This is a genomic window from Methanomassiliicoccales archaeon LGM-RCC1 (assembly GCA_030168575.1).
Taxonomy (GTDB): Archaea; Thermoplasmatota; Thermoplasmata; order Methanomassiliicoccales; family Methanomethylophilaceae; genus Methanoprimaticola.
The window spans coordinates 305189-327852 of sequence record CP115555.1 but is presented as its reverse complement, the minus strand read 5'-3'; the positions used below and the strand labels follow the sequence as shown (position 1 = coordinate 327852).

The 22664-nt window shown below is 55.5% G+C and carries 23 protein-coding genes; 21 read left to right on the top strand and 2 right to left on the bottom strand.

The window, feature by feature from the left end; genetic code table 11:
* The first annotated feature begins 4 nt into the window (after positions 1–4).
* Together uppS and PED39_01545 are read left to right on the top strand one after the other, a co-directional pair.
* On the top strand, positions 5–784 hold the full coding sequence (uppS, locus tag PED39_01550; protein ID WII07903.1) for a polyprenyl diphosphate synthase: 780 nt from the start codon (positions 5–7) through the stop codon (positions 782–784).
* Positions 781–2505 carry a TIGR04190 family B12-binding domain/radical SAM domain protein gene (locus tag PED39_01545; GenBank protein WII07902.1) on the top strand — a complete coding sequence of 575 codons (1725 nt, stop codon included), beginning with the start codon at positions 781–783 and terminating at the stop codon, positions 2503–2505. Before uppS ends, PED39_01545 begins: the two co-directional genes overlap by 4 nt.
* Positions 2506–2515: 10 nt before the next feature.
* On the opposite strand, the gene proC is transcribed toward PED39_01545, so the two are convergent.
* Positions 2516–3322 carry a pyrroline-5-carboxylate reductase gene (gene proC / locus PED39_01540; protein ID WII07901.1) on the bottom strand — a complete coding sequence of 269 codons (807 nt, stop codon included), beginning with the start codon at positions 3320–3322 and terminating at the stop codon, positions 2516–2518.
* 137 nt (positions 3323–3459) lie between these two features.
* Here proC and PED39_01535 point away from each other — a divergent pair, with 137 nt between their 5' ends.
* The 14 genes from PED39_01535 (at position 3460) to PED39_01470 (ending at position 15963) form a co-directional block, all read left to right on the top strand.
* Positions 3460–3801, top strand: coding sequence for an NADH-quinone oxidoreductase subunit A (locus PED39_01535; protein ID WII08381.1), 342 nt, complete (start codon positions 3460–3462; stop codon positions 3799–3801).
* Positions 3792–4355 (top strand): NADH-quinone oxidoreductase subunit NuoB, encoded by a 564-nt coding sequence (gene nuoB / locus PED39_01530; GenBank protein WII07900.1) that lies wholly within the window; start codon positions 3792–3794, stop codon positions 4353–4355. Before PED39_01535 ends, nuoB begins: the two co-directional genes overlap by 10 nt.
* A 2-nt stretch (positions 4356–4357) precedes the next feature.
* A complete protein-coding gene (locus PED39_01525) occupies positions 4358–4822 on the top strand; it encodes an NADH-quinone oxidoreductase subunit C (protein WII07899.1) in 465 nt (154 codons plus the stop codon).
* A gap of 4 nt (positions 4823–4826) precedes the next feature.
* Positions 4827–5981, top strand: coding sequence for an NADH-quinone oxidoreductase subunit D (locus tag PED39_01520; GenBank protein ID WII07898.1), 1155 nt, complete (start codon positions 4827–4829; stop codon positions 5979–5981).
* A gap of 4 nt (positions 5982–5985) precedes the next feature.
* Complete coding sequence (locus tag PED39_01515) at positions 5986–7155, top strand: NADH-quinone oxidoreductase subunit H (GenBank protein WII07897.1); 1170 nt, start codon at positions 5986–5988, stop codon at positions 7153–7155.
* Positions 7156–7160: 5 nt separating this feature from the next.
* Positions 7161–7895, top strand: a complete 735-nt coding sequence (locus tag PED39_01510) for a 4Fe-4S binding protein (GenBank protein ID WII07896.1) — start codon at positions 7161–7163, stop codon at positions 7893–7895.
* On the top strand, positions 7895–8236 hold the full coding sequence (locus tag PED39_01505) for an NADH-quinone oxidoreductase subunit J (protein ID WII07895.1): 342 nt from the start codon (positions 7895–7897) through the stop codon (positions 8234–8236). The genes PED39_01510 and PED39_01505 overlap by 1 nt, the downstream gene beginning before the upstream one ends.
* Positions 8229–8528: a hypothetical protein gene (locus PED39_01500; protein ID WII07894.1), complete on the top strand. Its 300-nt coding sequence runs from the start codon at positions 8229–8231 to the stop codon at positions 8526–8528. Before PED39_01505 ends, PED39_01500 begins: the two co-directional genes overlap by 8 nt.
* On the top strand, positions 8525–8833 hold the full coding sequence (gene nuoK, locus PED39_01495; protein WII07893.1) for an NADH-quinone oxidoreductase subunit NuoK: 309 nt from the start codon (positions 8525–8527) through the stop codon (positions 8831–8833). The genes PED39_01500 and nuoK overlap by 4 nt, the downstream gene beginning before the upstream one ends.
* A gap of 1 nt (position 8834) precedes the next feature.
* Positions 8835–10835: an NADH-quinone oxidoreductase subunit L gene (gene nuoL / locus PED39_01490; GenBank protein WII07892.1), complete on the top strand. Its 2001-nt coding sequence runs from the start codon at positions 8835–8837 to the stop codon at positions 10833–10835.
* Position 10836: 1 nt separating this feature from the next.
* Positions 10837–12333, top strand: a complete 1497-nt coding sequence (locus PED39_01485; GenBank protein ID WII07891.1) for an NADH-quinone oxidoreductase subunit M — start codon at positions 10837–10839, stop codon at positions 12331–12333.
* Position 12334: 1 nt separating this feature from the next.
* A complete protein-coding gene (locus tag PED39_01480) occupies positions 12335–13819 on the top strand; it encodes an NADH-quinone oxidoreductase subunit N (protein ID WII07890.1) in 1485 nt (494 codons plus the stop codon).
* A 103-nt stretch (positions 13820–13922) separates the two neighbouring features.
* Positions 13923–14870 (top strand): class 1 isoprenoid biosynthesis enzyme, encoded by a 948-nt coding sequence (locus tag PED39_01475; protein ID WII07889.1) that lies wholly within the window; start codon positions 13923–13925, stop codon positions 14868–14870.
* Positions 14871–14874: 4 nt separating this feature from the next.
* Positions 14875–15963 (top strand): NAD(P)/FAD-dependent oxidoreductase, encoded by a 1089-nt coding sequence (locus PED39_01470; GenBank protein WII07888.1) that lies wholly within the window; start codon positions 14875–14877, stop codon positions 15961–15963.
* Here the strand turns inward: PED39_01470 and PED39_01465 are convergent, their stop codons facing one another.
* Positions 15964–16422, bottom strand: coding sequence for a nucleic acid-binding protein (locus PED39_01465; protein WII07887.1), 459 nt, complete (start codon positions 16420–16422; stop codon positions 15964–15966).
* Between the two features lie 92 nt (positions 16423–16514).
* On the opposite strand from PED39_01465, the gene PED39_01460 reads away from it, so the two are divergent.
* From PED39_01460 to smc, 5 genes are all read left to right on the top strand, one after another.
* Positions 16515–17096, top strand: a complete 582-nt coding sequence (locus tag PED39_01460) for a CDP-2,3-bis-(O-geranylgeranyl)-sn-glycerol synthase (GenBank protein WII07886.1) — start codon at positions 16515–16517, stop codon at positions 17094–17096.
* Between the two features lie 4 nt (positions 17097–17100).
* The gene (gene pyrE, locus PED39_01455; protein WII07885.1) at positions 17101–17634 is read left to right on the top strand and encodes an orotate phosphoribosyltransferase; all 534 of its coding nucleotides are present in this window, start codon (positions 17101–17103) and stop codon (positions 17632–17634) included.
* A complete protein-coding gene (locus PED39_01450; protein ID WII07884.1) occupies positions 17631–18161 on the top strand; it encodes a uracil-DNA glycosylase in 531 nt (176 codons plus the stop codon). Before pyrE ends, PED39_01450 begins: the two co-directional genes overlap by 4 nt.
* Positions 18158–18928 carry an HAD-IIA family hydrolase gene (locus tag PED39_01445; protein ID WII07883.1) on the top strand — a complete coding sequence of 257 codons (771 nt, stop codon included), beginning with the start codon at positions 18158–18160 and terminating at the stop codon, positions 18926–18928. Before PED39_01450 ends, PED39_01445 begins: the two co-directional genes overlap by 4 nt.
* Before the next feature lie 154 nt (positions 18929–19082).
* Positions 19083–22664, top strand: a complete 3582-nt coding sequence (smc, locus tag PED39_01440; protein WII07882.1) for a chromosome segregation protein SMC — start codon at positions 19083–19085, stop codon at positions 22662–22664.

Sequence of the window (22664 nt, the reverse complement as noted above, 5' to 3'; positions counted from 1 at the left end):
TCAGATGTCGCTCTTCCGCAAGATGGCGAACCCGGCCTACAAGCCTTACGAGGCAGAGCTGGAGAAGGAAGTCAGAGCGGGAGGCATCCCTGAGCATGTGGCCATCATAATGGACGGTAACCGCAGGTACGCCAGGGAGGTCATGGGCGAGGAAGCCAGCCAAGGTCATGTCAAAGGCAAGGATAAGTTCGAGGAGGTCACCCGCTGGTGCCTCGATCTGGGAGTGAAATACCTCACGGTATACGCATTCTCGGTGGAGAACTTCTCCAGAAGTCAGGAGGAGGTCGATATGCTCATGGATCTCATAAGCAGCGCCCTCACCGAACTGGCTGACAGCGAGGAGGTCCAGAGGTACAGGCCCTGCATAAGGGTCATCGGAGACCGTTCGATCATCCCCGAGAATCTGTACAAGGCAGTCGAGTACGCTGAGAACAAGACCAAGGATTACGACGGCTGCTGTCTGAGCATCGCCATAGCATACGGCGGCAGGCAGGAGATAGTGGGAGCCGTGCGTGAGATATCGAGGAAGGTCAAGGAAGGAGAGATCGATATCGACGACATCAACGAGGAGATGCTGTCAGACCATCTCTCCACCAAGGAGATCCCGGATCCAGATCTGGTCCTCCGCACATCCGGAGAGGTAAGGGTATCCAACTTCCTTCTCTGGCAGATCGCTTACTCCGAATTGTACTTCACAGACGTCTACTGGCCCGGATTCAGGCGCATAGACCTTCTCAGGGCCATCAGGACATATCAGCAAAGGAAGAGGCGGTACGGAGCATGAGGTCGGACATAATCTTCATGCACGCCCCTTCAGTATACGATTTCCGCAAGAAGCCCATATTCTACGGGCCGGTCAGCGATGTCATCCCGTCATCGCCGGTATTCGAGATGTACCCTATCGGGTTCATGACGATATCCTCCCATCTGGAGGCGGCAGGTTTCAAGACCAGGATCGTCAACATAGCCGTCCAGATGCTCCAGAGCGATAAGTTCGACGTGGAGAAGAGGATCAGCAAGCTCAACGCCAAGGTCTTCGCCATAGATCTGCATTGGATGCCACATGCCCATGGAGCCATCGAGCTGGCCAAGATCGTGAAGAAGTACCATCCCGACGCCCTGGTGGAGTTCGGAGGGCTGACCTCCTCATACTTCCACAGGGAGCTCATCGAGCGTCCGGAGATAGACCTGGTCATGAGAGGGGACACCACCGAGGTGCCCACAGTCATGATGATGGAGGCCCTGGAGAAGGGCACGGACCTGTCCGAAGTCCCGAATCTGACCTGGAAGGACAAGGACGGACACGTCCACGAGAACGGGATAACATACTCCCTGACCAGCCTGGACGAGATCAGGTTCGACTACGGGACCATGATCAAGTGCGTCATGCGCAACATGGACATCAACGGCGCATTGCCATGGTACGGATGGGACAAGCTACCGCTCACATCGGTGTTCACCGTCAGGGGATGCTCCATAAACTGCGCCGAGTGCGGGGGATCCCATCATGCGAACGGCAGGGTCGTCTGCAGGAAGGCACCCGCCTTCAGGAGCCCCGAGAAGCTGGCCGAGGACATGGACCTTATCCAATCCTATCTGGACACGCCGATATTCATAGTGGGCGACCTGAGGCAGCAGAGCATGGACTATGCCGACAGGTTCCTGGCGGCCTGCAAGGAGAGGCGCATCAAGAATCACGTGGTCGTTGAGCTCTTCAACGGTGCGACGCCGGACTACTTCAGGAAGATCGATCAGACCTTCGAGGGAGGATGGTCTATTGAATTCTCCCCGGATTCCCACGACGAGAAGGTCCGTTTCGCTCTCGGGAAGGGATACACCAACGAATCCATAGAGAAGACGATCCCTGCGGCATTCCGCAACGGATGCAGCAGATTCGACCTGTTCTACATGAACGGACTGCCCTATCAGGACAGGGAATCGGCCCTCTACAGCGTCCAGGCCTCGGAGAGGCTGTGGGCATCGGTCAACAGGGACGACGGCCTTTTCATCTACAACGCGCCGTTCGCACCCTTCGTCGATCCCGGCAGCAGGATCTTCGAGGAGCCCGACAAATGGGGATACACCCTCAGGGCACGCACCCTCGAGGACCATAGGAAGCTTCTGGACAACCCCTCGTGGAAGCATGTCCTGTCCTATGAGACCAAGTGGATGACAAGGGATGATGTCGCCGAGGTATCTTACGATGCGGCCCTTGTGCTGGCGCAGAAGGAGTTCGAGGCAGGCCGTACCAGTGAGGCGATGTACAAGGACCGCTGCATGAGGACCGAGTTCGCAAGGGAGCTCATGCACAAGGTCGATGACATAATGAAGATTCAGGATCTGGAGGAGAGGGAGGCTAGGCTTTGGGAGACCAAGGACGAGGGTACCCGCATGATGAACTCCACCATCGCCAACAAGAAGGATCTGGACTGGGATGCCGGCTCCATATGGTCCAACGCACCCCGCGTAGGGTTCGGTCTTTTCAAATCGCTGATCAGGAAATGATCGGTATCGATCATTCCTTGCTCATCTCGCGGGACCTCTCTATGGTCCCGTCAACGGCATTGGACATGGCTGAACGCATGCCCATGTCCTCGAGGATCTTGACACCGACGATAGTGGTTCCTCCGGGGGAGCATACCTCGTCCCTCAGCTGATCGGGGTGCTTACCGGTCTCGAGGACCATCTTCGCCGCTCCGAGCATCGATTGTGAGGCCAATTTGACAGCCTGCTCGCGTGTAAGGCCGTTAAGCACTCCTGCATCCGCTATAGCGTCAATTACCATGTAGAAGAACGCAGGCGAGCTTCCGGCGACACCGGTCACGGCATCCATCTGCGATTCGGGTACCTCGACGGCCAAACCGACGGAAGAGAGTATCCTAGCTATCTCCGCCTTCTCATTAGAGGTCATCGAGGAGTCGCAGGTATAGCCCATAGCACCCTCTAGTACCATGCAGCAATGATTGGGCATAACCCTAACTATCTTTGCATCTGGCACATAGGATTTTATCTTGTCGATAGAGAGTCCGGCGACGATGCTGAGGAGAATCTTGCCCTTGCCGATCGCGACACCCTCGTTCTTGAAAAGTCCCTCCACGTTCTTGGGTTTCACCGCAAGGACGATGAGATCGGCCTCGCCGACCATATCCGACGCCTTCTCGAAGACTTTGACCCCGTACTGCGACGAAATATGGTCCCTAGTCTTCTTCGACGGTGCGCAGGCTACGATGCCTTCCGCGGGGAAAACACCCTTCGAGATCAACCCTCCGATGAGGGCCTCCGCCATCTTTCCTGCGCCGATGAAACCTATGTTTGCGGACATGAGGTCAATATCATCCATCCAGTACTAAAAAATTGGTCAAAACGTCCTAACTCGGCCTCTATATAGGAACGCGGGCGTGCTTATCTTTATGTACTAACAATGAATCCAAGAGGCCAATGTTACTAATTATGTACTACATGCCGTTGGCCTTCGTAGCGCTACTAACGTTAGCTTTCGGGCCATTAGCATGGTTGGTATCTAGGTTCTTAAGGCCTGAGAAACCCACTGAGTGGATGGAACAGACCTACGAATGTGGTTCCGAACCCATCGGAGATGCCCACGTGCAGTTCAGATTCCAGTACTACACGTTCGCTCTGATCTTCGTCGTGTTTGACCTGGTGGCAACATTCCTGCTCATGTGGGCAATCGCATTCGCAGGCCTTTCTGCCACAGCCCAGCTGATGATGATCATCTTCTTCGGTATCATGGTTCTCGGAGTCGCGTACTCTCTGAAAAAGGAGGCAGAAGTATGGATATGAGCCTATACCCCCATGCAGTCGCAATGAGTGCTGACGAGTTCATGACATGGTCGGACGCGATCATCAACGATCTCCTCAGCACCGGAACGAAAAAGACAGTGGACAAGTTGACAGGACCCATCTGGGCTTGGGGTATGAAGAACTCCATGCACCCTCTGCACTGGGGTCTTGCGTGCTGCGCTCTCGAGATGGCAGCGGCATCGGCACCTAGGTACGATGCGGAGCGTTACGGTATGATCTACCGTTCCTCCCCCAGGCAGACAGATATTCTCCTGGTCAACGGTTGGATCTCCAAGAAGATCCGTCCCGACCTCAGGCGTCTCTACGAGATGATTCCGAACCCCAAGTGGGTCGTAGCCATGGGAGAGTGCGCCATCTCTGGAGGACCCTGGTACGACTCCTACAACTGCGTACAGGGACTGGACCAGATCGTCCCCGTCGACGTGTACATCCCCGGATGTCCTGCACGTCCCGACGCGATGATCGACGGTTTCATGCTCCTTCAGAAGAAGATCGAGAACTACTTCCGCAGAGGAAACTTCATGGAGGACTGAGGATGGCGGAAGTTTATCAGAGTCCTTCTGTCGATGAGATCACATCGGCACTCAAAGCAAAGTTCCCCGACGTCGAGATCGTCGAGACAGAGGAGCGCAGGGTCAAAGCCAAGTGCCCCAGGGAGATCTCGCACGACGTCTGCAAGTTCATCCACGACAACCTGACCTTCGAGCACTGCTCGGTCGTCACAGCCGTGGACTACGTGGACCACCTCATGGTCGTCTACCTTCTCTCCAACTACTACAACGGTGTCATGATCGACCTCAACGTCGATGTGCCCGCCGACGATCTCCACATCGCCTGTGTTACAGACATCTGGCAGGGAGCTAACTGGCATGAGAGGGAGACCTGGGAGCTCTTCGGAATTGTCTTCGACAACCACCCGAGGCTCGAGAGGCTGCTCACACCTCAGAACTACGAATTCTTCCCCTTCAGGAAGTCATACAAGATGAGGAGTCAGGAGTGATACGATGGCAGATTCACTTGTACCAGTTTTGGAAGCTCAAGAGAAGATGGACACCGACAAGATGTGGGTCATCTGGGGACCTCAGCACCCGTTCTCTCACGGACTCTGGACACTCAAGCTCCAGATCGATGGAGAGTTCTGTACGGACGCTGACCCCATAGTCGGATACCTTCACCGCGGTTGGGAGAAGGAGACCGAGAACAGGGATTACGCAAGGATCATCCCCATGACCGACCGTCTCTGCTATTGTGCATCGATGACATACTCTCACCTGTACTGTATGACAGTTGAGAAGGCGCTCGGAATCGACATCCCTGAGAAGGCAAAGTACATCAGGATCGTCGCAGACGAGGTCTGCCGTATCCAGTCGCACCTGATGTGGCTCGCGGCGGTAGGTACCGATATGGGTAACCTGACCGTCTTCCTGTGGGCCATGAGGGAGAGGGAGTACTTCCTCGATCTCAACGTCAAGCTGTGCGGAGCCAGGATGACCACCAACTTCCCGCGTATCGGTGGAGTCAGGAACGACACCACTGAGCTGTTCGACAGGGATATCCTGAGGACAGTCAACCGTTTCGAGAAGGCAATGTGGGATATCATCTACCTGATCGACGATTCATCGGTCTTCGTATCGAGGATGAGAAAGGTCAGCTACATGACACGCGAACAGTGTGCCAACATGGGTCTCACCGGTCCCGCAATGAGGGGATGCGGTGTCGATTTCGATATCCGCCGTGACGACCCCTATGACAATTACGACAAGGTCGACTTCGAGGTCCCTGTCCTGAACAAAGACACCAAGGTCGGAGACACGTACGACAGGTACATGATCCGTATCGAGGAGATGTTCCAGTCATGCGACATCATCAGGCAGGCAGTGAAGAAGATCGAAGCACTCGGAAAGAACGCACCCTACAGGATAAAGACCCCCACCAAGGTCCCTGCCGGAACGACATTCGGAAGGCTCGAGGACCCCCGTGGAGAATCCATCATGTACCTCGCATCCGACGGTACAGACAAGCCCTACAGGCTTAAGGTGCGCAGCCCGATATTTACGAACGTATCATGCTCCAAGGCGATGTGTCAGGGCGTCAGGATCGCTGATGTCCCCGCTGTGCTCGCACAAATCGACATGTGCCTCGGAGAGACAGACAGGTGAGAAGATGGCAGTTGCTCAATATTCATCTATACTGGATTGGATCAACTATGGGGACCCCTATCAGAACCCCTTCACGCCCTTCATCACCGACAACCTGCCCTACGACATCTGTTACGGTCTCTGGGAAATCATCGGCGGAACACTCGCATGGTTGATCAACCTGCTGTTCCCCAACAACTGGCTGTCCGAGTGGCTCGTCAGTGACCAGGTGACCGTGCTGTTCGCACTGGTCCTCTTCATGCTGGTCATCTTCATCGTGGCCTTCGTGGTCGTCCTGTTGAACCTATGGATGGAGCGTAAGGTCCTCGGAAGGTTGATGGACAGGCGCGGAACAATGGTCGGAATGAAAGGATTCCTCCAGTGTGTCGCTGACGGTCTCAAGACCTTCATGAAGGAGAACACAATCCCCGCAAAGGTCGACAAGATGACATACATCTGGTGTGTGTCGCTCATCGTCGGTCTCTCGTGCCTGGTCGCGTGTATGGTCCCCCTGTCCGACAGGTGGTATGTCGTCAACTACGACACAGGTCTCCTGATTATCATGGCGTTCTACGCCCTCGCACCGTTCTTCATCCTGGTTTCCGGATGGGCCCAGAACAACAAGTACTCCCTCATCGGAGGAATCAGGGCCGCAGAACTGATGATCTCTTACGAGGTCCCCATGCTGATCATCATCGCTACGATCTCACTGCTCGCCGGCAGCTTCAACATCGGAGACATCGTCGCCCTGCAGGACACAGTTTGGCTGGTCGTCCCCATGTTCTTGGGATTCTTGGTCTTCTTCTTCTGCTCCATTGCAGAGTGTGAGAGGCCCCCCCTCGACATCGCGGAGGCAGAGACCGAGCTGGTCGAGGGATGGCAGACCGAGTACGCAGGAATGAAATGGGGTCTCATCATGCTCGCAGACTACCTAAGGGGTTCAGTCTCATGCGGTATGGTCGCGATCCTGTTCCTCGGAGGATGGACTATCCCCTTCATCGGTGGCACAGCCCTTCCCGAGATTGTCTTCCTGATCAAGGCATGGTTCGTGTTCTTCCTGATGATCGTCGTCAGAGGAGCGATCGCCCGTGTCAGGCCCGACCAGATCCTGAACTTGGGATGGAAGGTCTTCATGCCTCTGTCCGTGTTCAACCTGGCCATTGCCGTTCTTCTTAAGATAGGAGGGTTCTACTGATGGCGATGAAGTATCTAGATAAGTATCCGAAGAACCTCGCAAAGAGCCTTTGGATAATGAAGCCTACCTGGACGGTCTTTAAGCTCTTCTGCAAGACAGTCGTCCACAGGCCCGTCACCGTCCTGTACCCCTATGAGAAGGAGTGGATTCCGGAGAACTACCGCGGACGCCCCGGACTCAGGTTCGACAAGTGCGTTGGTTGCGGAATGTGTGTACGCATGTGCGTAACGCAGGCCATCAAGCTCATCGAGGTCGAAGATGACAACGGTGAAAAGGTAATGAGGCCTCAGGTCAACATCGGAAGGTGCGCATTCTGCGGATACTGCGCAGAGTACTGCCCCGTCGATGCTATGACCGTCACCCCTGAATATGAGTTGGCCGAGTACACAAGGTACGACCTGCTCTGGGGCCCCAGGAGGCTCAACTACGATAAGACGACCCCCGGAATGGAGGTCAAGCTGGAGGTTACGTTGCCTTCCGATATCGAGAACGGCAACCCCGAGAGGCGTGTCCACATCTTCGATGTCGACAAGCCCGAGCTCACCGACAGCAAGTGTATCGGATGCAAGAAGTGCTCCAAGGTCTGTCCCGTCGACGCCATCACAATGGTCGAGAAGGGAGTCAACGACAAGGGTAAGCCCATCGTGCGTCCTGAATTCGATAACGCGAAGTGTATCTCATGCAAGAACTGCGTGGACGCCTGTCCTAAGGATGCACTCGAAATCAAGGAGGTGCTCTGATGGGAGTCATTTGGGATGCCCTAGTTTGGGTCTGGAACGGATTGGTCGGTTTCGGTACCTATGCACTTGACAACCTCGATCTCGTTGCATTCCTCATACTGGCAGCGATCACAATACTCGCAGCCCTGTATGTCGTGCACGACAAGGAGGTCATGCATAGCGCGTTCTACCTCGCTCTGGTTTTCTTCTGCGTAGGACTCTTCTACTTCTTCCTGGAGGCGGAGTTCCTCGGAGTTATCCAGATGCTGGTGTACGTTGGTGCTATCACCATCCTGTTCGCATTCAGCGTCATGCTGACAAGAAGATACATTGTAACAAAGGAGGATGAGGACGATGAGTAAGAGATCCTCTAAGGGCCTTGTTGTGGTCGGAATCCTCCTGGTGGTCCTCATCGGAGGCATATTCGTTTCGAACATCGAGACAAACTACGACGAACCTCAGGGACTGCCCACATTCGCAGGTACAGAACATGATCCCGACCAGGACATATTCGACGGAGGCGAGCTCAAGGAGAACAGTCTGCCCTATGCTGTGTTCGAGGAGTACGGATTCGTGCTGATCCCCTTGGCTTTGCTCATGTTCGGAGCCATGGTCGGCGGAGTCGTCATTTCGAAGGAGGAGGTGGAAGAATGATTCCAATGGAGTACTTCCTCGTCCTCGGAGCGATCCTCTTCTGTATCGGGGCATACGGTGTCCTGACGAAGAGCAACGCGATCGTCGTCCTGATGTGTATCGAGCTTATGCTCAACGCGGCGAACATCAACTTCGTCACATTCGCGGCATTCAACTACGATATCGTCGGTCAGGCGTTCGTCATCATGTCGATCTCCGTCGCAGCGGCAGAGGTCGCAGTGGGAATCGCTATCCTGCTCAACGCATACAAGATTAGAAAGTCCACGGAGCTCGATGATGCTGAGCTCACATCTATGAGGTGGTAAGATGATAGCTGAATACACATGGCTCGTTCCTTTCATCCCTATGATGTGTTTCCTCATCATCGGTATCATCGGAAGGAAGACACCCGAGAAGGGTGGTTACATCGCAATAGCCGGAGCCCTGCTCTCGTTCCTGATCGCACTGGCGATCAGCGTGGAGTACCTCGGCAGCTCCGAATACGAAATGGGACTTCCCATTACCGAATCGATCAGGTGGTTCGCCATCGGCGACTACACACTGAACCTCGGATACTACGTCGACGGACTGACATGCATGATGATGCTGTTCTCGTCCTTCATCTCGACACTGATCTTCATCTACTCGATCGGCTACATGCACGACCAGGGAGAGAGGAAGAACAGGTACTACGCCGAGGTCTCGCTGTTCCTTACCGGAATGCTCGGACTCATCGTATCAAGCAACTTCCTGGAGCTGTTCATCTTCTGGGAGGTCATGGGACTCTGTTCCTACCTGCTGATCGGATTCTGGTCATTCAGGCACCACGAGGGAGACGCTGCTTCCGCCAACGCGGCATCCGCAGCAAAGAAGGCTTTCCTCGTCACCCGTATGGGAGATGTCTGCCTCATGGGAGGCCTGTTCATCTTCCTCAACCTGTTCCACAGCTTGGACTACACGGACATGTTCGCAGCAGCAGAGCAGGTCGCACAGTCGAACCCCGAGCTCATGACCCTCGGTCTCCTCCTCATGTTCGGAGGAGTCATCGGAAAGAGCGCTCAGTTCCCTCTGCACGACTGGCTGCCTGATGCAATGGCAGGTCCTACCACAGTATCATCTCTGATACACGCAGCAACCATGGTTAAGGCCGGAGTCTACCTCGTAGCAAGGGCCTTCCCCATCTACGTCATGGACGGCAATGTCATGCTCTTCGTGGGCATCATCGGAGGCGTAACCGCCTTCATCGCAGCCACCATGGCTCTCAACAACATGAACATCAAGAAGGTCCTGGCCTACTCCACCGTCTCACAGCTCGGATACATGATCCTCGCTCTGGGAGCAGGAGGATACCTCTGGTCGCTCGGATACTACGAGCTCGGAGCGCTCGGATTCTTCGCAGGATGCTTCCACATGGTCAACCACGCCTTCTTCAAGGCACTCCTGTTCATGGGCTCCGGATCCGTCATCCACGGAACCGGAACAGAGGACATGAGGCTGATGGGTGGCCTGTTCGGAAAGATGAAGATAACAGCAATCACCATGCTCTTCGGATGTCTGTCCATCGCTGGAATCCCGATCTTCAGCGGATTCTGGTCCAAGGATCTGGTCATCGATACCGCTATGCTTGCATTCGAGCACGGTGTCGGAGACGCAACCACATGGTTCCTCGTCCTTTGGATCCTCGCAGTCGTTACCGCATTCATGACGGCGTTCTACATGTTCCGCATGTGGTTCATGACCTTCATGGGCGAGCCCCGCGAGAACGCACAGCACTGCCACGGAGAGTCTCCCAAGACAATGACCACCCCCTTGATCATCCTCGCGGTATTCGCACTGATCAGCGGACTGTTCATGTTCTTCGGACTCGACCAGATGCTTGCATTCGAGGGAGTCATGATCGACGGAACCGAGCACGGAATCGAGCTGTTCACCAACCCGTACACCTACCTCACTCTGGTGCTCGCGGCAATTGGTATCCTCATCGCATACGGCATGTACGTAAAGCAGTCCATCAACCCCGGAAAGTTCAACAAGAACGGAGAGTCTGGACTGTACAAAGCACTCACAAAGAGATGGTGGTTCCCCGACCTCTACAACCAGATCTCATGGAAGTTCGGTTACGGAGTCGCAAAGGGAGTCAACTACGTCGACAGGCAGATCGTGGACGGAACTGTCAACGGTCTGTCCGCAGCAGTCGTCGGAGGAGGAGATGTCCTCAGCAAGGTCCAGACCGGACACGTGCAGGACTACTCGTCCATCGTGCTGCTCGGAGTATCGGTCCTATCCGTGCTCTGCATTGTGATCTTCGCATTACTGGGAGGTTTCTGATATGAGTATGATTCTTTCAAGTCTGATCCTCATCCCCCTGATCGGAGCGATAATCGCTCTGCTCATGGGCGGTTCGAGGGAGAAGTACTCGAAGTACGTCGCTATCGGATTCTCCGCAGTGACGCTCGTCATTTCCCTGCTCCTTATGCTGGGAGTGTTCGGCGACTTCGCCGATCTCAGCGAGAGCTTCGAGTGGATTAGCACATCGACGTTCATCATGAACTACTCTCTGACAATCGATGGACTCAGCATCTTGATGGTCTTCCTGACCGCACTGCTGGTCCTCCTCGTCAACGTATTCTCGTTGGACGAGCACAGGGAGAACAACAACTACTTCTACGCCCTGATCATGGCGATGGAAGTCGGTCTCATGGGTGTCTACACCGCATCCGACTACTTCCTGTTCTACATCATGTGGGAGGTAACTCTCATCCCGATGTACTTCATGATCTCATGGTACGGAGGACCTCGCAGGCACTACTCTGCGATCAAGTTCTTCATCTACACACACGTAGCATCGCTGGTCATGCTGATCGGTATCTTCGTACTCGGTTACGAGTCCGTTGAGCCCGGAATGGCAGTCAACTTCTCGTTCGACGCCATCAAGCTCGGTATCGCGAATGCGGGAATCACTATTCAGTCCCTCATCTTCGCCATGCTGTTCTTCGGATTCATGGTCAAGATGCCTTCAGTACCGTTCCACACTTGGCTGCCTGACGCCCACACAGAGGCACCTACCGAGGGATCCGTCCTTCTGGCCGGTGTCATGCTGAAGATGGGATCCTACGGTATCATCCGTATCTGTATCGAGGCCCTGCCCGATGCAGCATACGTCTGGCAGTGGGTCATCATCGCGATCGCCATCGTCTCCATCATCTACGGAGCATACGGATGTATCGCACAGACAGACCTCAAGAAGATGGTTGCATTCTCATCCATCAGCCACATGGGAATGGTCATGCTCGGTATCGGATGTATGTCCGAGGCCGGAATCACATTCGCGGTCTTCCAGATGTTCGCACACGGACTCATCACCGCAATGCTGTTCATGGTCTGCGGTATGACCGGACACAAGGTCGGAACCAGAGAGATCCCCTTCCTCGGTGGACTCGCTGGAAGGATGCCTATCTATGCGACATTCATGATGATCGCGTTCATGGCATCTCTCGGACTGCCCGGACTCGTCGGATTCTGGGGAGAGTTCCCTGTCATCATGGCGTTCTATGAGTTCATCCTCGAGAACGATGTGATCTGGATGCTCCTGTTCTGTATGCTGTCCCTCATGCTGACCGCAGGATACTACCTGTGGGCAATGCAGAGGACCCTGTTCGGACCCGAGACCACAAAGATCGACCTTTCGAAGGTTCACGATGTCGCGCACTTCGAGTTCGCGGCCCTGGCGGTCCTGTCAATCCTGGTCGCATTCTTCGGAGTGTGGCCTGATGCGGCTCTCCAGTACATCGAATCCTACTCCACCATCCTTATGGGGGTGATTTGAAATGGTAGCTGAGATCATAACATCGATATTCGGTGACCTTACACCTCTCGCAGCCATGATCGTATTGGTCATAGCAGCACTCGTGATGCCCGGCATCCAGATGTTCGGAAAGAAGCACACTGCAACATGGGCAATCGCCATGATCTTCGTCATCTTCGCGATGTTCATCGACATGTGCCTCCTTGTCGACGGCTACGTCGGCTACTATCTTGGCGTGTACTTCGACGAGTACAGCTCGATCATGGGACTCCTGTTCCTGATCGTCCTGTTCCTCGTAGTGCTTGTCTCCAACTCAAGCGTTGAGACAACCAGGAACCATGCCGGAGCATACTACTCGCTGCTCTTCGGTGCAACGACCGGTATGCTGTTCGTTACGACATCCTACGATCTGCTGACCATCTTCGTCGGAGTCGAGCTGACCAGTATCTCCTCGTATGCAATGGTTGCATTGAAGAGGAAGGACGGAAGGTCCGCAGAGGCAGCTGTGAAGTACGCCATCATAGGCGGTATGTCCACTGCACTGACCCTCTACGGAATCTCGATGATCTACGGAATCGCTCAGACGACAGAGACTTACGCACTCGCAGAGTTCGTCGCCTACAACACGGAATTCAACTGGGCCTTCATGATCGGTATCATCTGCATGATCGCAGGATACGGATTCAAGATAGCAGCAGTACCGTTCCACATGTGGGCACCCGATGTGTACGAGGGAGCAGCCTCACCTGTCTCCATGTTCCTGGCAACAGGATCCAAGAAGATGGGAATCGCTGTGTTCATCCAGGTCTTCCTGGTAATGTTCATCGGAGCGGCAACGTTAGGAACCATCTACGGAGAGGTCGCACAGTACATCTTCGCAATAATCGCAGCGTTCACGATGACGGTCGGAAACATCGTCGCCATCGCACAGAACAACATCAAGAGGATGCTCGCATACTCATCCATCGCTCAGGCAGGATACATCCTGATCATCATGGCAGTCATGACTCCTGAGGCAATGGCAGCAGGTATGTTCCACATGTTCACCCACGTGTTCATGAAGGGAGGAGCCTTCCTCATCGTCGGTGCACTCATCTGCGCCGGTATCGGTGAGAAGATCTCCGACTACAGGGGACTTGCCAAGAGGGCACCCTTCCTGGCAGCGGCCATGATGCTGTTCCTGTTCTCGCTTGCAGGTATACCCCCGCTCGCAGGATTCACTTCCAAGTTCTTCCTGTTCGCATCGGCTCTGGGAACCCCCGGAGACGCATCCGGAGAGTGGGTGTGGCTTGCATTCGTGGCAGTCCTGAACTCCGCGATCTCGCTTTACTACTACGCAAGGGTAGTCAAGGCGATGTACATCGAGAAGGGAGAGAGCACCGAGAAGTTCAAGATCCCCGCAGCATTCACCGTTGCGATCGTGATCTGTCTGATCTTCGTCGTCGTGCTCGGAGTCTACCCCGATCTCCTGTACGGATTCTGCGAGGCAGCATCCTGGACTATCTGATGACAATCCAATAAACCCTTTACCCAAACCTCTTACCTTTCATCTTTTTCAGGACTTACACTTCCACGGTTAGAGTTAAGTACGGCACTCCGATACCAGTGTAATGGCTGAGAGCTGGTATTCCATAGTCGAGAAGGACGTAGAGTCCGTCGACGAGGTCCTCATCGATGGTGTGATGCGCACTTATCCCGAGCTCAACGAGATGTGCAAGGATATGATCGCCTCACGCAATCACAAGGTCAGGCCCGCTCTCGGAATTCTATCATACTACGCCAACGGAGGCAAGGACTCCGATACCGCGGTCTACATGGCAGCCAGCTTCGGAGCGGTCTTCGACGGCCTCCACATGCACGACATGATCGATGCGGACGGTAACGTTAAAGGGATGAAGAAGAAACTCTTCCACAAGATCCCTCCCACCACCAAGGTCATCGTCGCAGGCGATTACATGTACATCATGGGATTCCGCATGGCCTACGATAAGGCGCCCAACGTCGCTCCGTACATCATGAAGGTCTCCACCATGATCAGCGACGGAATATTCAGCCAGACCGACAGGCTCGGCGATTCCACGGTTACCAAGGACGAGTGCCTGGAGCTCATCAAGAAGAGGGTGGCATCCGAACTCAGCGTGATGATGGAATGCGCGGCCAAGGAGGCCGGTGCGAAAGAATCCGTCATCGCAGAGATGGGAGTCCTGGGAGAGGGACTGGGGATCGTACTGAGGATCCGTAACGATCTCGAGGACCTGTTCGGTAACGGCAAGGGAATCGCACAGATGGACACCCTGATGCAGGGGATCCCGACAGTGCCCCTCTGTCTGGCGATGGCCGATGAGAGCATCGGGGAGAAGGTCAGGCAGGCCTTCTCCGACAAAGACATCCAGAAGAAGGATGCAGAGAGGATCGTATCCTCCATGAAGGCAGCGGGAATACAGGAGCGCTGCGAGGATATCATCAAGGAATACAGTAAGAAGGCCAGGGAGATCATCAGCGGCCTTCCCGATTCGGATTATAAGAGTTCATTATTGAGTTTCATCGACACGATGTGATAGCATGGCCGAGAAGGTGGATGTCCTGGTCGTCGGATCCGGTCCGGCGGGAAGCGTGACCGCAAGATACGCCGCACAGGCCGGAGCATCGGTCAAGATCCTCGAGAGGCGTCCCGTTGTCGGAGTCCCCGTGAGGTGCGGCGAGTTCATGCCCTCCGACGAGGAGATTCAGAACATGTTCCCCAAGCTCAGGGACATGAAGTCCCTCTTCGACATTCCGGAGGACCTTCGTTGCCTGAATACCGTGGGGATAAACCTCATCGATCCCGATGACAGGGTCACGACGCTGGAGTTCAACGGATACACCACAGACAGGGACAGGTTCGATCAGTACCTGGCCGATCTGGCGGTGGAGGCCGGAGCAGAGCTCTGTCTCGGTCAGGCCTTCAACGAAATCAGGGACGGCGTCGCCGTCACCGACAAGGGCGAGATCGAGTACAAGGTGCTCGTGGGAGCGGACGGTCCCGGTTCGAGGGTCGCCCAATCTCTTGGATTGCAGAGGAACAGGAACCCCTATCCTGCGGTGACCGCCCAGGTCAAAGGGGATTTCGAACCTTACACTCAGATGTTCTTCGGTGGCATCGCGCCCGGTGCGTACGGGTGGATCATCCCCAAGGACGGACGTGCGAACGTCGGTGTAGGATTCTCTCCCAAGTTCGCAGACGGCACCCTCTCATCATATTTCGATAAGTTCATGGCCAGGCACGGTTTCAAGGCCGAGGGCAAGGTATACGGGAAGTACGTTCCCAGCGAAGGCCCCATCCCCAAGACCGTCAGCGGCAACGGAATGGTCGTCGGAGATGCAGCCGGTCAGGTGATATCAGTCAACGGAGGAGGAATCCCCCTGGCGATGATCGCAGGCCGCATATGCGGTCAGGTAGCGGCGGATAACGTCATCAACGGAGCATCTCTCCAGAATTATGAGACGCAGTGGAGGGAGATCATGGATTCCCCCCTCAAGATGGCTGCTCTCAACAAGAAGCTCGCGGACACCTTCGCCTTCAGATCCGATGCCACTACCAAGATGTGCATGAGGATCCTCGGCAAGCGCAGGATGGGCAACCTGATCAGATGCAAGCGCATCTTCCCGTGATCATTTCCTTCTGCAGGCCTTCATCGGAGAACCGCAGACAGGGCATTCAGGGTACTTCTCCTTGAACCATTTGCCGCAGCCTATGCACTTGTAGTTCCACTTGACGACCTTCTCTATACCCTTCATTCCGACCGGTTTGAAACCGAGCCCCATCACCCTTGCCACATTCTGAATGGAGTAGTCGTCGGACCATATGGTCCCGTTGACATCGACAGCCAGTGCCAGCACCGTCATGTCGACAGGGGATAGCCTCCCTATGTCGCCGGTCTTCTTGGCGGCCTCCTCGACCTTCTGAAGGGACTCCTTCGAGCATTCGGAGACCTTAACCATGTCGCCCCAGAGCGATAGACGGGGATCCTCGTACTTCTCCAGCTCCCTGATGACGCCTGGGGGACACACGTGTTCCTCTTCGGGTAAGGCATCCATCGAGAAGAATGCAGAACTGTCCAATACGAGCATATGTGCCTATCGGTGAGGGAATAGAAAACCGTGACGGATGGTGAGCGATATGATATTAACTGCAATCCCATATCTGGATGCAAGGTGCCTGAATGGAGATACTGGAGATTCTGACAATCATGGTGACCGGGCTTTGGCTTTTCCTGCCGGCCATGGTCCCGAACTCCGCAGCCGTAGTCTTCGGGAAGAAGTCGAAGACCAAGATGGATTTCGGAAAATCCTGGAGAGGCAAGCGTATCTTCGGTGACGGCAAATCATGGGGAGGATTCTTCGGAGGAGGCCTTTCTGGAGTTCTCTTGGGATTGATCCTGATGGGCATTGGTTCCCTCTGGGATCCGGAGAACTACGGAGGATACGGACCTTCATTCTGGTCCGATGTCGGGATCCTGTTCTGCCTCGCCTTCGGAGCGGTCCTGGGAGACCTGTGCGGGGCATTCATCAAGAGGAGGTTCGGCATGGAGAGGGGTCAGAAGGCGCCTGTCCTGGACCAGTACGATTTCGTCATCGGTGCATTCCTGGTGACCGCACTCTTCTTCCCCGGATGGGTCTACGCAACCTACATAGAGGGATGGCATCTGGCCGCCCTGATCTTCATATTATTGATAATGTTCTTCATCCATCGCATCGTGAACATTATCGGATTCAAGATGGGACTCAAGAAGGAGCCGTGGTGATCACATGAGCGAACTCACAACTGCATTGAAGGACTGTGGAGCACTCCAGTTCGGAGACTTCACGCTGGCATCCGGTGCCAAGAGCGAATACTACATAGACATCAAGAAGGCCAGTACCAACCCGAAGGTCCTCTACATGATCTCCGTCCTCATGGCGGAGAAGATGCAGGACGAGAACCTCCGTCCGGACAGGATCGCAGGGGTCGTTCTCGGATCGGTCCCTCTGGCGGCCGCGCTCTCGTTGGCAACCGGCATTCCCTACGTCATGGTTCGCAAGGAGAAGAAGGACCACGGAACAGGAAAGCTCATCGAGGGAGACCTCAACCCCGGGGACAAGGTCCTTGTGGTCGAGGATGTGGTCACTACCGCAGGATCAAGCATCGCAGCCATCAAGACGCTCCGCGAGAACGGGGCCGTGGTGGAGAATGCTATGTCGGTCATCGACCGTGAGAGCGGCGGTGAGCAGAACTATGCCGAGATCGGCGTCAAATTCTATTCCCTGGTGAAGGCCTCGGAGATCGTGAAGGAAAAGAGATGAGGCCCGAACCCGATTGCAGCCTCTGCGGACTGTGCGAAGGCCGCACCAATATCGTCCTGCCGGACGGCAGCTTCGATTCAGGGATAATCTTCGTCGGGGAGGCTCCCGGGGAGAACGAGGACCTGGAGGGAAGGCCGTTCGTCGGCCGTTCAGGCAAGATCCTGGAAGGGATGATGAAGGACGCGGGGTTCAGCCGTTCGGACGTCCTGATCACCAATACGGTGAAGTGCAGGCCCCCCAAGAACAGGGACCCGACATCCGAGGAGATGGCGGCCTGCAGGCCGTTCCTGGAATCGGAGCTTTACGATGCTGAGGTGGTCATCGGTCTGGGGAAATCGGCATGCCGCGACCTCATGGGATACGAGGGCAAGATGGACGAGATTGCGAACGTCCCCACGACGATAAGGATACGCGACAGGGACATCAAGTTCATACCGACCTACCACCCTGCCGCTACCATCTACAACAAGACCTCGAGAGAGGAGCTGAGAAGGACCATAGAGATGATAGGAGAGCTGCTGAGATGAGATTCACTGGATTCATGATCGATATGGACGGAACGGTCTACAAGGGCAGCGAGCTCATACCCGGAGCGACCGAATTCATCAAGGCTCTGAAGGACAAGGGGATACCCTTCGTCTTCCTGACGAACAACTCGTCCCATTCCCGTTCCTATTACAGCGACAAGCTGGTCCGCATGGGGTTCGACGTCACTTCGGACAATGTGCTGACCTCCAACATCGCAACGGCACGTTTCGTGGCCACGCAGCGTCCCGGCAAGAGGGTCTACGTGGTCGCCTCGCCGGATGTCACCGAGGAGGTCAGGTCGATGGGCGTCAATGTGGTCGAGGACGATCCCGACATCGTGTACCTCACGTTCGACCGCACCATCACATACGAGAAGATCAACAAGGCGTACAAGGCGTTGATGAAGGGGGCGGAACTCATCGCCACCCACCCTGACGACGTATGCCCTACGGAAACTGATTATGACATAGACATCGGACCCTTCATAAGGATGTTCGAACAGATGTGCCAGACTACTGCAGTGATCATCGGTAAACCGAGCAGTCTCATGCTCGACATGGCCGCTGGCGAGATGGGAGTGGATCCCAAGGGGACCGTCATGGTCGGGGACCGTCTATACACCGACATCAGGATGGGGAACCTCGCGGGCATCGCTTCCATATTGGTCCTCAGCGGAGAGACTTCGAGGAGCGATCTCGAGTCCTCGGACATCGAGCCCACGGTGGTGTTGGATTCGGTTGCGGACATACCTGCTCTCCTAGACTGAGCCATACGCCCGCTTTTCATAATGTTATTTAAATACCATCGTGCGCATTATTATTTAATCGAATAGCGCGGGCGCAAGGGATGCACAACCTGCGGTAAACGTTCGATAGGATCGGCCGGCTGATAAGTCGGCTGTTTCCAGTTGGGGGGATCGGTTGCACCTAAAAACAGTCGAGATGGAGAATTTCAAGTCATTCGGCGGAAAAGTCGTAGTTCCGCTGATGGAGGGTTACACCGCGGTTACGGGACCCAACGGTTCCGGTAAGTCCAATATCACGGATGCGATCCTCTTCGTCCTGGGACCCAAGAGCCCCAAGGCCGTCCGCGCCGGAAGACTGACCGACCTGATTTTCGACGGCGGGAAGAGCAAGAACAAGGCTTCGTTCATGAAGGTCTCTCTCATCTTCGACAACACCGACCGCATGATGCCTTGGGATGACGATGAGGTCAGGCTGACCCGTTACATCAAGATGTCCGACAACGGCCAGGATTACAGCTCATACTTCTACATCAACGACCAGAAGTCCACCCTCACCGAATTCGACAACCTGCTCACTAAGGCCAGGATCAGCGCAGAGGGCTACAACCTCGTCCAGCAGGGAGATGTCACCCACATCGTCCAGATGGGTAACACCCAGAGGAGGGGCATACTCGACGGAATATCGGGAATCGCCAGCTTCGATGCGGACATCGACAAGGCGGAGGCCGAGAAGACCGAGGCCAATGCGAATCTGGACAGGATCAACATCGTTGTCACCGAGCTCACCAATGACGTGAAGAAGCTCGAGAAGGAGCGCGAGAACGCTCAGAAATACGTCGAGGTCAAGGATGCCCTTGACATGGCGAAGGCGCAGCACTCTCACAGGAAGCTGCAGATGTCCAAGGCATCGTACGATGCCCAGGCGGAGCAGATCGAGAAGCGCAATCAGGACATCCAGAGGTTCGCCGCCGAGAAGGCGGAGGCCGAGGCCAAGAGGGATGCGAAGCTCAAGGAGATCCGCGACGTCGAGGACGAGATCGAGAGCAAGATAGGTCCCGAATACAGGCAGCTCAAGGAGAAGATCGAGACCACCAAGATCGATTACGCCACGAAGAAGGACAAGATCGATACCACGGAGTCCGACCTTGAGGACAACAGGAACTTCAAGCAGCAGTTCGAGGAGACCATTTCAGGTAACAACATCCAGGCCAAGGCCATTCAGGAGACGAAGGCCGAACTGGAGATCAAGCTGACCGAGGCCCAGCAGGCCAAGGCGAAGGCAGAGGAGGAGGAGCGCAAGGTCTCCGACCTCATATCGAACGCCGGCGGAGAGCAGAAGGAGCTCCAGCAGCGTTTGGAGAAGGTAGAGAAGGAAACGGACGAGTGCTCCGAGGTGCTGATGGCCACGCAGGGCAAGTACGCCAAGGCGGAAGCGGCATCCGAGGAGGCTCACAACGCATACGCCTCTCTCGACGAGAAGATTCAGAGCATAGACTTCGAGATCAAGGACGCCAAATGGTCCTTGGATCAGGAGAAGGCAGCGGCCGGACCGAGCCTGGAGGACTTCGGGGCGAAGATCCTGGAGCTTAGGGGCAAGGAGTCCGAGCTGGAGAAGCAGGAGATCGACCTCAACAACGCCTACCGCAAGATCGACGAGGAGTACAGGGCGCTGCAGGCCGAGAAGAAGGTATCCGACAGGATGAACCAGGGAAGCATGGCCGTCGAGGCCATCCTGGCCCTCAGGAACAGGGGCGAGATGCCCGGAATCCATGGAACTATCCAGGAGCTGGCCAAGGTGGATGCGGGCTACGAGGTCGCCCTCTCCGTGGCCGCAGGCGGAAAGATGCAGGCCGTCGTAGTGGACGACGACCAGGTGGCCGCAGATGCGATCGCATACCTCAAGAAGGAGAGGCTCGGAAGGGTCACATTCCTCCCGCTCACGAAGATGATGGGCGGAAAGCCGAGGGCTAAGGCCATCATGAGCGAGAAGGATTCCGAAGGATACGCAATCGACCTCATAGATTTCAACCAGAAGTACTACAACGCATTCTGGTACGTCCTGGGCGACACGCTGGTCGTCAAGGACATGGACACCGCCCGCAGGATCATGGGCGGAATCAGGATCGTCACCAAGGCCGGAGAGCTCATAGAGGCATCCGGAGCCATGGTCGGAGGAACGATCAACCAGCAGAAGATGATGAAGTTCGGTGCGGCATCGGAGAACGAGCTGACCGAACTGGGAGAGAAGCTCAGGAAGGCATCCGAGGCGTTGGAGAACGTGAAGGCGGAGCTCAGGAAGATCCGTGACGAGATACGCGGTGCCGATGACGAGATGAGGAAGTCATCCTCGTCAGGAATGGAGCAGAGGGAGAAGGTGGCCGGCCTCAAGGCCAAGATCACCGAGCTGGAGAAGACCAAGAAGGAAGCCCAGCAGTCCCTGCAGGAGGCCAGGGTGAAGTATGAGTCCACGGACAGGGATCTGGCGGACGCCAGGGCCGAATTCAACAGCCTGACCGAGAAGATGACAGCCCTCACGGATGAGAGGACGAAGATCAGGAACCGTATCGCGGAGATAGCGCCTGCCGACCTGCAGAACAGGATACAGAACGTCCGCAATGAGCTCTACAACCTCACCCAGACGATATCAGACTACAAGCTCCAGATCGGAGGAGCCGATACCGAGATCCTCGGTCTCAAGAAGCAGAACGAATCCACGCAGATGCAGCTCGACAAGGTCAACTCCAACATAGAGGAGGACCTGCGCATCATCGAGGAGAGCAAGGAGATCATGGAGCGTCTCAAGGTCGACCTCGAGGCCCTCCGCGCCATAGAGGCGGAGATGGAAGGCGGTCTCGAGGATCTGCGCAACAAGAAGGACGACCTCACCAACCAGAGGTACGAACTGGACACGCAGGTCAGGGACAAGGCCATGGCCATAGAGAACGCCCAGGCCACGATCACGAGCTTCAAGGCCCAGATGCTGGAGCTCGCCGAGATCATAAGGCAGAACCAGGAAGAGGTGGACGCCATCACGTTCGAGGTCGCCCAGCCCATACCCTCTGAGGAGGAGATCAAGCGCATCATCAGGAGCTGCGAGGCCACGATCAACGCGCTCGGTAACGTCAACCTCCGCGCCATAGAGGACTATGACGAGAAGAAGGGCCGCCTGGACGCATTGAACGAGCAGGTCCAGCAGCTCAACAAGAACATCGCTGAGCTCACAGCACTCACCGACTCGCTGAAGGACAAGAAGAAGGGACTCTTCATGCAGGCCTACACGGCGGTCGACGAGAATTTCAAGAAGATCTACGCCCAGCTCTCCGGAGGAGGGGAGGCGTTCATGGCGCTGGAGGACGAGGAGGACCCGTTCAACGGCGGATTGATCATAAATGCGAAGCCCAGGAACGGAAAGCTCCTGAGGCTGGAAGCTCTCTCGGGAGGAGAGAAGTCGCTCACGGCGCTCTCCTTCATCTTCGCCATACAGGAATACCAACCCTCACCGTTCTACGTGCTCGACGAGGTCGACATGTTCCTGGACTCCGTCAACTCGGAGATGGTGGCCCACAGGGTCAAGGAGAGCTCGCAGAAGGCACAGTTCATTCAGGTGTCCCTGAGGAAGGTCGCGCTAGCGGTCGCCGATCAACTGATCGGGGTAACCAGGCCACCTACAGGCATCAGCAAGATCATAATACAGCCCGATCTGGCTGAGGTCTCTAAATACGAGGAGGAGGCTGTAAAGGAAAACGAGGCGAACTGA

Bases quoted from the DNA above. Each gene is read 5' to 3' on its own strand.
- PED39_01545 (WII07902.1), top strand. From the start codon at position 781: ATGAGGTCGGACATAATCTTCATGCACGCCCCTTCAGTATACGATTTC.
- PED39_01500 (WII07894.1), top strand. From the start codon at position 8,229: ATGAGTAAGAGATCCTCTAAGGGCCTTGTTGTGGTCGGAATCCTCCTG.
- PED39_01535 (WII08381.1), top strand. From the start codon at position 3,460: ATGCCGTTGGCCTTCGTAGCGCTACTAACGTTAGCTTTCGGGCCATTA.
- PED39_01525 (WII07899.1), top strand. From the start codon at position 4,358: ATGGCGGAAGTTTATCAGAGTCCTTCTGTCGATGAGATCACATCGGCA.
- PED39_01470 (WII07888.1), top strand. From the start codon at position 14,875: ATGGCCGAGAAGGTGGATGTCCTGGTCGTCGGATCCGGTCCGGCGGGA.
- uppS (WII07903.1), top strand. From the start codon at position 5: ATGTCGCTCTTCCGCAAGATGGCGAACCCGGCCTACAAGCCTTACGAG.
- PED39_01480 (WII07890.1), top strand. From the start codon at position 12,335: ATGGTAGCTGAGATCATAACATCGATATTCGGTGACCTTACACCTCTC.
- nuoK (WII07893.1), top strand. From the start codon at position 8,525: ATGATTCCAATGGAGTACTTCCTCGTCCTCGGAGCGATCCTCTTCTGT.
- PED39_01515 (WII07897.1), top strand. From the start codon at position 5,986: ATGGCAGTTGCTCAATATTCATCTATACTGGATTGGATCAACTATGGG.
- PED39_01465 (WII07887.1), bottom strand. From the start codon at position 16,422: ATGCTCGTATTGGACAGTTCTGCATTCTTCTCGATGGATGCCTTACCC.
- PED39_01510 (WII07896.1), top strand. From the start codon at position 7,161: ATGAAGTATCTAGATAAGTATCCGAAGAACCTCGCAAAGAGCCTTTGG.
- PED39_01445 (WII07883.1), top strand. From the start codon at position 18,158: ATGAGATTCACTGGATTCATGATCGATATGGACGGAACGGTCTACAAG.
- PED39_01475 (WII07889.1), top strand. From the start codon at position 13,923: ATGGCTGAGAGCTGGTATTCCATAGTCGAGAAGGACGTAGAGTCCGTC.
- nuoL (WII07892.1), top strand. From the start codon at position 8,835: ATGATAGCTGAATACACATGGCTCGTTCCTTTCATCCCTATGATGTGT.
- PED39_01460 (WII07886.1), top strand. From the start codon at position 16,515: ATGGAGATACTGGAGATTCTGACAATCATGGTGACCGGGCTTTGGCTT.
- pyrE (WII07885.1), top strand. From the start codon at position 17,101: ATGAGCGAACTCACAACTGCATTGAAGGACTGTGGAGCACTCCAGTTC.
- PED39_01520 (WII07898.1), top strand. From the start codon at position 4,827: ATGGCAGATTCACTTGTACCAGTTTTGGAAGCTCAAGAGAAGATGGAC.
- nuoB (WII07900.1), top strand. From the start codon at position 3,792: ATGGATATGAGCCTATACCCCCATGCAGTCGCAATGAGTGCTGACGAG.
- PED39_01505 (WII07895.1), top strand. From the start codon at position 7,895: ATGGGAGTCATTTGGGATGCCCTAGTTTGGGTCTGGAACGGATTGGTC.
- PED39_01485 (WII07891.1), top strand. From the start codon at position 10,837: ATGAGTATGATTCTTTCAAGTCTGATCCTCATCCCCCTGATCGGAGCG.
- PED39_01450 (WII07884.1), top strand. From the start codon at position 17,631: ATGAGGCCCGAACCCGATTGCAGCCTCTGCGGACTGTGCGAAGGCCGC.
- proC (WII07901.1), bottom strand. From the start codon at position 3,322: ATGTCCGCAAACATAGGTTTCATCGGCGCAGGAAAGATGGCGGAGGCC.